12 protein-coding genes, 1 tRNA gene, 1 other RNA gene and 1 pseudogene are annotated in these 12,686 nt (G+C 40.7%); 5 read left to right on the top strand and 10 right to left on the bottom strand.

Annotation, left to right across the window (positions count from 1 at the left end):
- Positions 1-89: pseudogene (locus FTU36_RS10640) on the top strand (IS5/IS1182 family transposase); the annotation flags it as partial.
- A 32-nt stretch (positions 90-121) separates the two neighbouring features.
- Here the strand turns inward: FTU36_RS10640 and FTU36_RS10635 are convergent.
- The gene (locus FTU36_RS10635) at positions 122-1,297 is read right to left on the bottom strand and encodes a P-loop NTPase fold protein (RefSeq protein ID WP_180117827.1); all 1,176 of its coding nucleotides are present in this window, start codon (positions 1,295-1,297) and stop codon (positions 122-124) included.
- Positions 1,298-1,458: 161 nt separating this feature from the next.
- Here FTU36_RS10635 and FTU36_RS10630 point away from each other — a divergent pair, with 161 nt between their 5' ends.
- Complete coding sequence (locus tag FTU36_RS10630) at positions 1,459-2,037, top strand: hypothetical protein (protein WP_180063206.1); 579 nt, start codon at positions 1,459-1,461, stop codon at positions 2,035-2,037.
- Positions 2,038-2,118: 81 nt separating this feature from the next.
- Here the strand turns inward: FTU36_RS10630 and FTU36_RS10625 are convergent.
- From FTU36_RS10625 to coaD, 4 genes are all read right to left on the bottom strand, one after another.
- Positions 2,119-2,195 (bottom strand) — tRNA-Met (locus FTU36_RS10625).
- Between the two features lie 73 nt (positions 2,196-2,268).
- Positions 2,269-2,648: RNase P RNA component class A (gene rnpB, locus FTU36_RS10620), an RNA gene on the bottom strand.
- Between the two features lie 26 nt (positions 2,649-2,674).
- On the bottom strand, positions 2,675-2,938 hold the full coding sequence (locus FTU36_RS10615) for a YfhL family 4Fe-4S dicluster ferredoxin (RefSeq protein ID WP_078191349.1): 264 nt from the start codon (positions 2,936-2,938) through the stop codon (positions 2,675-2,677).
- Between the two features lies 1 nt (position 2,939).
- Positions 2,940-3,431 (bottom strand): pantetheine-phosphate adenylyltransferase, encoded by a 492-nt coding sequence (coaD, locus tag FTU36_RS10610; protein ID WP_078191350.1) that lies wholly within the window; start codon positions 3,429-3,431, stop codon positions 2,940-2,942.
- Positions 3,432-3,568: 137 nt separating this feature from the next.
- Between coaD and smpB the strand changes: the two genes are divergently transcribed.
- Entirely contained in the window at positions 3,569-4,042 is a 474-nt protein-coding gene (gene smpB, locus FTU36_RS10605; RefSeq protein ID WP_078191351.1) for an SsrA-binding protein SmpB, read from the top strand.
- Between the two features lie 53 nt (positions 4,043-4,095).
- On the opposite strand, the gene FTU36_RS10600 is transcribed toward smpB, so the two are convergent.
- From FTU36_RS10600 to rluD, 4 genes are all read right to left on the bottom strand, one after another.
- On the bottom strand, positions 4,096-5,424 hold the full coding sequence (locus tag FTU36_RS10600; RefSeq protein ID WP_180117825.1) for a hypothetical protein: 1,329 nt from the start codon (positions 5,422-5,424) through the stop codon (positions 4,096-4,098).
- A 233-nt stretch (positions 5,425-5,657) separates the two neighbouring features.
- Complete coding sequence (locus FTU36_RS10595; protein WP_180011557.1) at positions 5,658-6,209, bottom strand: flavodoxin family protein; 552 nt, start codon at positions 6,207-6,209, stop codon at positions 5,658-5,660.
- A gap of 40 nt (positions 6,210-6,249) precedes the next feature.
- On the bottom strand, positions 6,250-6,990 hold the full coding sequence (pgeF, locus tag FTU36_RS10590; protein ID WP_180117823.1) for a peptidoglycan editing factor PgeF: 741 nt from the start codon (positions 6,988-6,990) through the stop codon (positions 6,250-6,252).
- A 44-nt stretch (positions 6,991-7,034) separates the two neighbouring features.
- Positions 7,035-8,087, bottom strand: a complete 1,053-nt coding sequence (rluD, locus tag FTU36_RS10585; RefSeq protein WP_078192173.1) for a 23S rRNA pseudouridine(1911/1915/1917) synthase RluD — start codon at positions 8,085-8,087, stop codon at positions 7,035-7,037.
- A 71-nt stretch (positions 8,088-8,158) separates the two neighbouring features.
- Between rluD and FTU36_RS10580 the strand changes: the two genes are divergently transcribed.
- Both FTU36_RS10580 and FTU36_RS10575 read left to right on the top strand, forming a co-directional pair.
- A complete protein-coding gene (locus tag FTU36_RS10580; RefSeq protein ID WP_180039560.1) occupies positions 8,159-9,151 on the top strand; it encodes an outer membrane protein assembly factor BamD in 993 nt (330 codons plus the stop codon).
- A 212-nt stretch (positions 9,152-9,363) separates the two neighbouring features.
- Positions 9,364-11,292, top strand: coding sequence for a DNA primase (locus tag FTU36_RS10575; protein WP_180117821.1), 1,929 nt, complete (start codon positions 9,364-9,366; stop codon positions 11,290-11,292).
- 55 nt (positions 11,293-11,347) lie between these two features.
- Here the strand turns inward: FTU36_RS10575 and hemA are convergent, their stop codons facing one another.
- Entirely contained in the window at positions 11,348-12,631 is a 1,284-nt protein-coding gene (gene hemA, locus FTU36_RS10570; protein ID WP_180073599.1) for a glutamyl-tRNA reductase, read from the bottom strand.
- Between the last annotated feature and the right edge of the window lie 55 nt (positions 12,632-12,686).

The following is a 12,686-nucleotide window of genomic DNA, read 5'->3' as shown; positions in this document are numbered from 1 at the left end:
GAGGAATTGCCACAAGATACGATAAGCTAAAACGTAACTATCAAAGCGCTGTTGCTTTAGCTTGTATATTTATATGGTTGCCTCTTTAGCTCAATTTATCGGCTGTAAATGTCAACACACCCTAATTATTTTTGAAAAAATTTTGTATATTATGATGAGATATATTTTGTTGTTGTAGTTGGCTTTCTATTTCTTTTCTTAATTCATCAAATTTTCTCAATAAATTCCCCGCATTCGTCTGTAGCGCTAGTACTAAAAACATATCTTTTTTGCTATCTCCTGTTTTGAGTAAAGCATATGTATTTATTCTCTTTTTCATCTCTCTAGGCGTAATGTAACCTCTTAAACTTTTATAAAAAAAGAAAATAACATCATCTGAAAACTCTCCAACACTCTCAAATAATTTTTTTAGTATTGGGAGCTCCACTATCTCCTTTGGATTTAATTTATTTATAAGCGGTAACGAAACCTTGAAATCTATAAACTTAGATAAATATTCCTCACCTAGTGTTTCATCATATCCATAATTATGACAAATCACTTTTGTAAACTGGGTTTTATCCATGACCAATACAAAAACAATTCTAGGTATATCAAAAAAGTGCTTAATTCTTTCAATGAGTCGAATTGAAAAATCAGGACGACAGCGATCTAGTTCATCAATAATAAAAACCAAAGGTTTATCTAATTTCTCAACCGTCTCAGCTAAATATTTCTTAAACTCTTTTAATGTTTTCTTTTCAGCCTCATGCCCTGCTATTTTATCCTGAATACTTTCTTTTATTCGATCACTTGCTTCTTCAGATAATGTATCAATTCCATCTTTTGCACTTTCATAACCTTGCTGTAAAACACCACTCAATAACCCTGCTCCAACTAAATGAAGCCCAAGCGTTAAAGCGACTTTAGGCAAAGACGGAAGTAATGCTGTTCCAACAGAAGCAGATAGCTCAATTAGTTTACTTACTCGTTTTTTAGTACTTTTATCTTTCTTTAAAATATTAGTAATTTCAGATGTAATTACCAAAAAAGGATCTTCCAAATAATCATTAGCAAATGCATCTAGATAAATGACGTTATGCTCAGTATCCGTTAAATGCTTTGCCCAATGACGGACAAACCACGTTTTGCCCTCCCCCCAACGTGCATCCAAAGTAAGGACAGCACCGCAGTTTAAGCGATCAACATACCTTGTAAGCTGCTCTCCTAAACGACGGCGATGCCAAAGATCACCTTCCCATGCAGTTTCAATATTCTCAAAATTATCTTTAGCCCAGTTCAATTGGTTATCTATCATTTCTATTTATATTCATCAAGTTAACTATGTATTGAGTATAGCAGTAGCGCTATAAATTAACATTTAACCCATGAGCATCTCGTAACTTGTCATAGCCTTTTCCCCAAATAAAGACTATAAAGAACACATAAAATAAAAAGACCCACTTTTCAGGATGAATGATGACGAGAACCACTCAATTCTCAGGCATATTTATACTTGCCCTGCTGGCAGCAGTCGTCGCAACTTTTTGCGATGCGATTCATGTCTATACCCAGACGCTTAGTTATCCCAACCCATTATTTTTCCATCAAGCTTGGTGGGTATTCCCTGGCTTTTTTATTGCCTTTGCTTTCATGGCATTTAGCTATATTCAACTTACACAACGACTTAAACACTATGTGATGACTCAGCTCAGTTGCCATCATGACGGCACTGCGCCCCTCGTCGAAAGCCTAATACTATTTGCCATCGTCTATATACTCAGCGGATTTGGTAATTTTCATCCCGAAGCATTGTGCTGGATTTTCTATATTAGCTTTTTTATTCGCTGGTTATTTAGCTATGAGCGCACATGGCTACTGATATTAGCCATCATGCTTGCCATTGGTGGTATGTTCTTTGAAGGACTATTGGCTGAGTTTGCATTAGTTAAATATCGCCATGAAGATATTTACAATGTGCCGTATTGGCTCGGCGGCGTATATATGCATGGCGCATTTGCCTTACGTGCAGGCATGCGTCGTTTTGTCTATCGATGATATTTAAGATAAAAAACTTTAGACTTTAAAACGTAAAGACAAAAAAAAGACCACTCAAACGGAGTGGTCTTTTTTTGAATATGGTGGCTATGACGAGACTTGAACTTGTGACCCCCGCATTATGAGTGCGGTGCTCTAACCAACTGAGCTACATAGCCTTAAACTGTGCGCGCATTATGGAGGGATATTTAAATATCGTCAAGCCCATAATGCGCGTATTTGATCAAAATTTGTTGAAGTGAACCGATAAGCCGGGTTCTGTCGAGGACGATCATTCCTCTAGGCGTACAATCACTCATACGCTCAAGCGACCTACCCGGATCCAGCATGGGCCATGCCTAAAGGATCCCTATTTGGTCTTGCTTCCGGTGGGGTTTACCATGCCGTGAACTGTTACCAGACACGCGGTGCGCTCTTACCGCACCCTTTCACCCTTACCTCCGATTTCGATTGCTCGAAACCATAATGAAGGCGGTCTACTCTCTGCTGCACTTTCCGTCGGCTCACACCGCCCAGGCGTTACCTGGCACCTTGCCCTATGAAGCCCGGACTTTCCTCCCCTGCTTTAGTCACGGAGACCTATACACAGCAGCGATCGTCTGGTTCACTTCGGGGCGCATTCTAACAAATCTGACAACTAATTGCTTGATGTTTTTTGAGCAGTTAGTTTTTCGTACTTTTGTTGAAGCTGTTCCTGAGTTTCAGGATGTGCCGGATCCAATGGAATACAGTCCACCGGACAGAACAACTGACACTGCGGTTTATCGTGATGCCCAACGCATTCCGTACACAAATCAGGGTTAATCTCATAAATGAGTTCCCCCATGAAAATCGCCTCATTGGGGCATACAGGTTCACAGACATCGCAGTTGATGCATTCATCAGTGATATATAAAGACACTCTACCAACCTTGCTGTTGTTTACGCTTAAAGGCTTCCACAACAGCTTGTGGCACAAACTGAGTGACATCACCATTTAAACGTGCAATTTCACGCACGAGCGTAGATGAAATAAACGAATATTGCTCTGATGGGGTTAAGAACACGGCTTCAAATTTACTGTCCAAACGGCGATTCATATTTGCCAATTGAAATTCATATTCAAAATCTGAAACTGCACGTAAACCACGTAATACGGCTGTTGCTTTTTGCTCGTTAAAGAAATTGACCAACAGCCCATCAAAACCTACAAACTCAACATTTGACAAATGACTTAAAGACTCTTGCGCTAGTGCAACACGCTCTTCCAGACTAAACACAGGGTTTTTGTGATGTCCAATTGCAATTGCCACGACAACTTCGTCAAACATGCGCGATGCACGTGTCACTAAGTCGATATGACCATTAGTAATTGGATCGAATGTGCCCGGATAAATTACACGAGTTTTAGACATCCAGTTGTACTCTGTTATTTTGTAGATGGGTATTTTAACAAAATCTTGATTTATAGGTGAAGTCAGCATGTAAATTTAAAACCTTCATCTTATTCAAAGTTCGGGTACAATAGTGCTAAGTTTGGAAGTTTTTGATTATGACGAAAGCAGTAGTTAAAAAAAATAGTAGCAGTACGATTGCCCTAAATAAGCGTGCGCGTCACGATTATTTCATTGAAGAAAAATTTGAAGCGGGTCTTTCATTACAAGGCTGGGAAGTCAAATCAATGCGTGCGGGTCGTATGACTATCGTAGAGAGCTATATTACGTTTAAAAATGGTGAAGCATTTTTATTCGGCGCTCAAGTGCAACCTTTACTGAGTGCTTCGACACATGTAGTGCCTGAAGCAACACGTACTCGTAAATTATTGCTGAACCGCCGTGAAATTGAAAAACTACAAGGTGCAATTAACCAAAAAGGTTATTCATGTGTGCCTTTGGCATGTTACTGGAAAGGTCCTCATGCCAAACTTGAAATTGCCCTAGTAAAAGGTAAACAGCTTCACGACAAGCGTGCAACGGAAAAAGACCGTGATTGGCAGCGCGATAAAGCCCGTATTTTTCATAAATAAGGTCAATAAAAAAACCTCCAAAATGGAGGTTTTTTTATTTTTAAATTGCAGATTTAGCAGAATTTCAACCCACCAAAACAGTTAGTCCTCACTTCCTGATTCCCCAAGACCTGATTTTTTAAAGTTAAATTGGCCGCACCTGCATTACTGAGGTTAATTGAACCGACATTTTTATAAATCGGTAAACCAAATGCTGCACCAACAGCAGAACCTAAGGGAATATAAATCGGTTCATTGGTTAAAATTTGCGATACTTTTTGTGCAACTTGAGGTAAGACGCCTGAGATATCCACTTCAGATGTTGGATTTAATTTGCCAATATTAATCGGGTCTTTAAATGACATCCACCAACCTGTACGTGCAATATCATCTGCATTGGCATCTGGCCAACTGATATCTTGAGATTGAAGCGATAAATAACCTGCTGTGCCATTTAATGGAATGTTATGAATCATATTTAAGGCTTGCTCAAAGGTAATGTTCATTTTCAAACCATCAATTGATGAACCCGAATCCATAAAGAACTGCGCCCCTTCTACCCATAACAAATTACGGTCAAGTTTGACCTGCAAACTACCACTATCACGGTTGAGTTGAATCGACGGTACAGTCGCACTGATATTTTTGGCAACGGCTTGAGTTTGTCGTTTTCCGTTGATGGTAATTTCAGGGACGGTAAACGGCACATTCATTGAAGGAATTTTTAAACCCTTACTATTTTCAGGTTGGCTGACAAAGCTACGATCATTGTTCCAAATCGTATTAATCACCAAGTTACCGGATAAAGTCTCGCTACTGCTATCACCAAAGAGCGCTGCTTGGGTCTTTGCTGTTCCTGTGGTCGGTGCAATTTTCATATAACCACTCAGTGACTTAATCCCGTCTGTTGACACACCTGTATTTTGAATACCTGTGGTCAATAAACCCGTAATAGATTCAGCACTGACACGAAAGCCTTTAACTTCGCGTAAAGCGGCTTGTTTAGGGTTTTTAATTGCAAATTCAATAAATGGATTTTTTAGTTTGGCACTTGTTGACGCTCGATCACCATTAAAGACGGGATTACCATTGGCATCGGTCAACGTTACATTACCACTCAGCGCTAGATGACGAATATCAATATCACAGCCATTTGACCCATTTACCCCACCACAGCCGAGTTGCAAACTTTTGACATTGACGTTCAAATCCATGACGGCATCTAAACTGAGTTTGTAGAAACCAATATTTTCATCGACCATTTGTTGGTTGACTAAAATAGGGTCGGTATAGGACATATTCATCAATGCCGCACCATTGATGGCAGACAATTCTTCATCGGCTAATCCCACCAAGCCTTCTGCTGCAAAAACAACGTCAGAAACACATAAGGTCAATGCCATTACTATTGTTTAATCCTTTTTAATATTTACCACTCATCCAGAGTGAAATTTATGAGAAGATTAAATCAATAGCTTTGGCGCAAATGAATGGCAATATGTGACGCACATCACATCTTAGTTATACGAAATGCCAATTTTCACAGATTTTAGGCCAATAAAAAACCCCAGTAATATTTCCATCACTAGGGTTTTCAAAGATTTATAAATGATAGTTCAAATAATTTATTTACAAATTAATTAACTTTATTTAACAACAACCCCAGATATTCACCAAACCAAATGGCGGTTTCTAAATCGCCCGTAGGTGGAGTGACTTCAACAGGCGCATTATCCGATTGTGTCATCAAACCTAAAAAGCTCGACATCCGATTTAAATCTGTTGTGCTCCGTCCAGTTGGCATCAATGGAAGACCACTCCACAACATGCCGTGCTGCATGGCAAATAAATTAATTTGCTGCAATACTGCCAATTTATCACCACTTAAGCCGCCACCATTGGTAAAACCAGCAGCCAACTTGCCTTGCCATGTCCGTGCTAACCAGCGTTTAGATGATTGCTCCATGAATAATTTCATTGCCGCACTCATACTACCCATATACGTTGGGCAACCAAAGACTATGGCATCTGCGCTGTCCAACACATCCCAATCCACATGTTCTACATTCATGAGATGGACTTTTACACCGGCTTTTTCTGCACCTTGTACAATGAAATTCGCCACTTTGGCAGTGTGCCCGTAGGGACTGTGGTAAACAACAGCAAGAGATTTAGCAGTCAAAGACATAACATTTAAAAGTCGATAGATTCAGTCAAGTTTAGCATTTTCAAAGCATAAAGACGAATGTTGCCATGCGCCCTGTTTTCGCTTCGCGGCGATATGAAAAATATTCTTCAGTTTGCAAAAAGGTACATTGGTCGCCACCTGTTACAGCTTTAACCCCATGTAATGCAAGAATATAACGTGCTATCGCATAAAGATCAGCATAATATTTGCCTTCCTTTACACCAGCTTTAAATGCACTTTCAAGTTCTGGGTATTTTGAACAAAAGGCAGCTTTGACTTCTGCACCAATTTCAAAACTCTCTTGGCAAATTGCTGCCCCCAACCAAGCCCATGTTGGCTGTGTGTGCATGGCTGCAATGGTGTTTTCCACAATACCGTTGGCCAAGCCCTTCCAACCTGCATGCAGATTGGCAACTTCTGTCCCGTCAGCATTACCCAAAACCACGGGTAAGCAGTCTGCGGTCATCATCATCAGGGCATGATGTTTAGACTGCGTGACCATACCATCGCCTTCGGGTGCAACAAAGTTGATCTGTTCATCAATGCGATGGCATAGCGTACTGTGGGTTTGGTTCATCCAGCTGATTTTATTCACGCCATATTTAGCAAAGTCTTTGAGCAATTGCATCCGGTGCTTTTGCACACGCGCTGCATCATCTCCCACATGCAATGCCAGATTAAATCCTGCCAGTTCAGGTTGTTCAGCGGGTTGCGTCTGATCATGATGAACTCGAGTTTGTCCCACAAAAACACCCTGTGGAAGTCCCTGAACAAATTGCATGTTGCCGTCCTTTTCTATCTATGGCGTGTAAATCAGGTTAAAACTTAATACGCTTTGTTTTCGCTACGTAATACTTCAACCAATTGATTAAAGTCTTCAGGCCATGGTGCTTCAAACATCATGTCTTCACCTGTACGTGGATGAACGAGACCCAATTTAACCGCATGTAAAGCCTGACGTTTAAAGCCACGTAAAGTGTCATCTAATAACACCGACGCGCCTGCAGGCATACGTACACGTGGTACATACACTTGATCGCCCACAAGACCATGACCGATATAAGTAAAATGCACACGAATTTGATGGGTACGACCCGTTTCTAAACGTGCTTGAACGCGGGTAAAGTTTTGGAACCGTTCTTTCACATTATAGTGAGTCACCGCATCTTTACCGCCCGGCAAGACAGCCATTTTAATGCGATCGACAGGATGACGTTTAATTGGTTCATCGACTGTACCGCCAGCAATAATGTTGCCATATACGATCAAATCGTAAATGCGGTAAACCGATTTCTTCGCCAATTGCTTACTTAAAGAAAATTGGGATTCGAGGTTTTTCGCAACAACCAACAGACCTGAGGTGTCTTTATCAATACGATGCACCAAACCTGCACGGGTCAACTCTGAAGATTTTGGGTAGTGATGCAAAATTGCATTCACCAATGTGCCTGTACTGTTTCCAGCGCCCGGATGAACAACCATACCGACAGGTTTATTAATCACCATAATATCGTCATCTTCATAGACAATATTAAGTGGAATATCTTCAGGTAAGCTACGTGTTTGTGCTTCTAACTCGACGTCTAAAGTCAGTAACTCTGTGCCTTCGCATTTGTACTTTGGTTTCACAGTGTTACCATTGACCAACAAATGGCCCTCTTTGAGCCACTGTTTTAGCTTTTCACGAGAAAAATCAGTCCAAACCAGTGCTGAAACCTGATCAATACGTTGTCCTAAATAGCTTTCATCCAATTGAAATTGCAACGATAAACGTGTTGCAGTTGAGTCTGAAGTATGGTTATCTGCATCCTCAGAATCTTCAAGTAAATTGAAATCAGTTTCAGGGAAATTAGAATTGGAAGATTGTGCTTGACTCATTTGCTCATTCAGACAAAAGTGGTTTAATAGTTCAATTGTAGCTCATTGCCCGTATTAACAGAGGAATTTTTATGTCGCTACCAAAATATAAAATGACAATGCTTGCTCTAACAATAGGCATTGCATCGGCAATGGTAGGCTGTAGCAGTAATCCAAAGAAAGAAGTGGTCGACACAGGTCCACAATCAAGCGAACAGATTTATATCGAAAAAGCACAAAAAGCGCTTGAACGTAACCAATATACAGATGCAGCAAAACACCTTGAAGCTCTAGAGACCTACTACCCTACAGGTAACTATGCGCAGCAAGCACAACTTGAACTATTGTATGTAAAGTTTCAGCAAAAAGACTATGAAGGTGCGATTGCACTTGCAGACCGTTTTATTCGTATGAACCCACAACATCCGCAAGTTGATTATGCGTACTACGTGCGTGGTGTTTCAAACATGGAGCAAAACTACAACGGTTTGCTTCGCTATACTTCTTTAAAGCAATCGCATCGTGATGTGAGCTATCTCAAAGTGGCTTATCAAAACTTTGTCGACTTTATCCGTCGCTACCCATCGAGCGAATATGCAGTCGATGCCGCACAACGTATGAAGTTCATCAGTCAAGAATTGGCTGAAAGCGAGATGAATGCGGCACGTTTTAATGTGAAGCGTAAAGCATGGTTAGCTGCTGTTGAACGTTCACTTTGGGTGATCGAACATTATCCTCAAGCACCACAAGTTCCAGAAGCTCTAGCGACGGTTGCCTATGGTTATGACAAACTTGGTGATAAAACCACGTCTCAGCAATACATTGAAGTACTTAAACTGAACTATCCAAAACTTGTGAAGTCAGACGGTACTCTCAATATGCGTGCTGCACGTAGTGAAGGCAGCTTCCTTAACCGTGCAACTTTGGGTATTTTCGGTAAAGAAGCACAGACGATGTCTGAGCAAACCTCTACAGACGTAGTTGAAACTGATGAAGAAAAACGCAGTTTAACCAATCGTTTAAGCTTTGGCTTATTGGATCGTCCTCATAGCGAAAAAACTGAGTCGTCAGAATCAGCTGAATAATATAGTCGCAACGAAGGTCGATTTTTCACAAAGGGCAAGTTAGAATACTTGCCCTTTTATCTTTTCAGGATCTACAGATTCGGTTAGATTAAAAGGTATACAATAGTTCGATGGTCGATGCTGTACTACATCTCCACCTGAACTTACAGCATTGCTGATTTCAACATATTTCACGAACTGCCCAAATTCAATAGATAGACAGATAAAATAGCATGGCCATTCCTCAACATACAATTGATCAAATTTTAGATCGCACCGATATTGTCGATGTGATTGGTCAATTTGTGAAATTGAAAAAGACTGGACGCACTTACTCAGGATGCTGCCCATTCCATCAGGAAAAATCGCCATCTTTCCATGTCTATCGTGATAAACAATATTTTCACTGCTTTGGTTGTCAGGCCAATGGTAATGCCATCCGTTTTTTAATGGATATTGGTAGCCGTAACTTTATTGAAGTAATGAAGGATTTATCAAGCCAAACAGGTATTGAACTACCGAAAGACAATAACGATTCCAATAAACTCAAATATAAGCGCGAATCTAAACCTAAACCTGTACAAAAACCTGCAATCGAAACAAAAGCTCTGACGCCCCAAACAGGCGAAACACAGACTGCTCCTGCTGCAGTAAATTTCGAACACGACCCATTTGCTGAGTTTCAAAATAGCGAAGAAGCCTTTTATGGGAGCGATCCGTTTGCTCACTTTGACCAAGTTGCCAATGCTTTTGAAGATGTGCCGCAAGATGGAAACTTATATGACTTGCTGGAAAATGTCGCACAGTTTTATGAACAACAACTTCCGCTCAGTCCAATTGGGCAAGCTTATTTTAAACAACGGGGTCTCAGTGCAGACACCATCGCCTATTGGCGCTTAGGCTATGCCCCTGAAGATTGGCAACATCTGGAAAAAGCCTTTCCACAAGATATCGAAGGACTCAAACTTCTCGGTTTGATTCGCACCAGTGATAGTGGTCGTGACTTTGACTTACTGCGTGAGCGGGTGATTTTCCCGATTCGAGATGCGAAAGGTCGTGTGGTCGGTTTTGGTGGTCGTGCCCTAAATGATGAAATCAAACCGAAATACATCAACTCTCCAGACTCCGAAGTTTTCCATAAAAATCAGTTACTTTATGGTTTATACGAAGGCCGTAAACAAAAAGCCCAAGATTGGTTAATGGTCGAAGGTTATATGGATGTCATTGCCCTACAGCAATATGGCATTCATGGCGCTGTAGCGACTTTAGGGACTGCCAGTAATACTGAACATTTAAACATTTTATTTAAGCAAAATAGCCGTATTACCATTGCATTTGATGGAGATGCCGCAGGTCAAAAAGCAGCTCGACGTACGCTCGAAATTGCCCTCCCACTGCTGAATGATGGTCGTGAACTTAAATTCTTTGTTTTGCCGAATGACCATGACCCAGATTCATTGATCCGTCGTGAAGGTATTGAAAATTTTCGACGGTTACTGGACACCTCACCGCTTCTTTCTGAATTTGTTTTTGCACATTTAACGCAAAATCATGATGTCAGTTCACCTGAGGGTAAAAGTCAGGTGATGGGTGAACTGAGACAACTGACTGAACTGTTGCCGAAAGGTGGTTCATATCGTTATTTGCTACAACAATATTTCCGTGAAAAATTAGGGTTTAGCCGAAAGTGGCAGCCTCAAGTTAATAATGATGCATCATTGAGCTTTAGTACAAAAATTGATGCCGAAGAATATGTGATTGCGATTTTAATCAATCATCCTTATCTCTACATTCATTTTGAGCCTTTACGCGCCTTAGTTTCACAAGATCTCTTGCTTTATCACGTTTTAAATATTTTCAATGTGATTTTTGATGAATTGCCTGATGACCCAGAGTTATCGACCTATTATGTACTCGGTGCATGTGCAGCGCATCATCATGAATTACAACATATTTTAGAGCATGCCAATATCAGTGACTATACGTCATCACCTGAACAGGCAGATAAACTTGCAGCAGATTTATCGACAAAATTGCAATATCAATTCTTACAACTCAAGATCAAGTCGAATAAGTTTTCTAGCCTTGCTGAAATGCGTAATTTAAAACAACGTATTTATGATATTGATAAAAAAAGATCGCTCACCCTCCTTGAAGATTAAGTTTTAACTTCAAGTTCAAGCTGTGAACGACATGCTATTCAATGAATCAGCTTATTTATTTTTTTGGTTTACGGCGATTTTCAGCCACATTAACTAAATTTTGTTCTAACATTTCAAAATAAGCAGGGTCTTCCGCCATTGCTGCATTTCGCAGCACGATAGAAGTTGGATGCAGCAACTTTTGGGTTAAACGATGTGACATTTCTTGCATAATCTTCGCAGCATCTTCGCCCTTTTGTAGACGATTCAGCGCCAAAGCCAGTTCTTCTTGACGCAATGACTCACCATGTTCACGGTATGCATGAATCGTCGAGCCAGCCAAATTCACTTTTTGCTGCGTGATTAAATCTGTCGCAAGCTGATTGACCATGACTTCGGCTTCAACTGCCGCCTGACGACGCTGAGCCAAATTTTCTTCAATGACAGTTTGCAGGTCATCGACACCATATAAATAAACGCCATCTAGACTTTCAACTTTGGCTTCAATATCTCGTGGTACAGCCAAATCAACCAATAGCATTTGTTTATAACGACGTTTTTTCAGTGCTGCTTTGACATCCGCAAAATAAATCACTTGATGCAAGCTTCCGGTACAACTTGAAATTACATCTGCACGATGTAAATTGTCTGCCAAATCTGCAAAATCAATAATTTCAACTTCTACACGATGAGCAATCTCTTGCGATAAAGCTTCGGCACGGGCACGTGTACGGTTACAGATAATAATTCTGCCCACACCCATTTCGGCCAAATGCTTTGCAACCAAGCTATTCATTTCACCAGCAGCAACAATCATCACCGTCAATTTTTCAGGCTGACTAAAGACCTGTAAAGCGAGCTGAGCAACAGCATAGCCCATCGACACCGCATGACTTCCAACGGCTGTTTCAGAACGCACACGTTTTGCCGCATAAAAGGCATATTCAAAAATACGGTTTAAATTTGGGGAAACGGTTTCGGCATCTTTGGCTAAGGACAAAGCCGTTTTGACTTGACCTAAAATTTGAGGCTCACCAAGCATGAGCGAATCCAAGCCGCTAGCCACACGCATGAGGTGTGTCACCGCTTGTGCATTTTCATAACGATACACATGATTTGACAATTGCTTTACATCGATACCATTTGATTGGGCGAGCCAATTCAATACCACGTCTGCATTTTCAGACATCGCATAGACTTCGGTACGATTACATGTAGACACCACCACCATGTCATTGAGTTCAGGTGCATGGCTTTGCTGTTCAAGCAGCGCTGTTAACTTTTCAGGGTTAAATGCAATCTGTTCGCGCAGTTCTACAGAGGCGGTTTGATGGTTGACACCCAATGCAAAGAAAGACATATCAGATCATCATTTCGCTAAATTTATGCTATTGTGCATTATCGGCGTCATAAAA

Source organism: Acinetobacter sp. YH12096 (assembly GCF_013419215.1).
Classification (GTDB): Bacteria; Pseudomonadota; Gammaproteobacteria; order Pseudomonadales; family Moraxellaceae; genus Acinetobacter; species Acinetobacter amyesii.
Note: the sequence above shows the minus strand (reverse complement) of the source record. Positions and strands in the feature narration are given on the sequence as shown.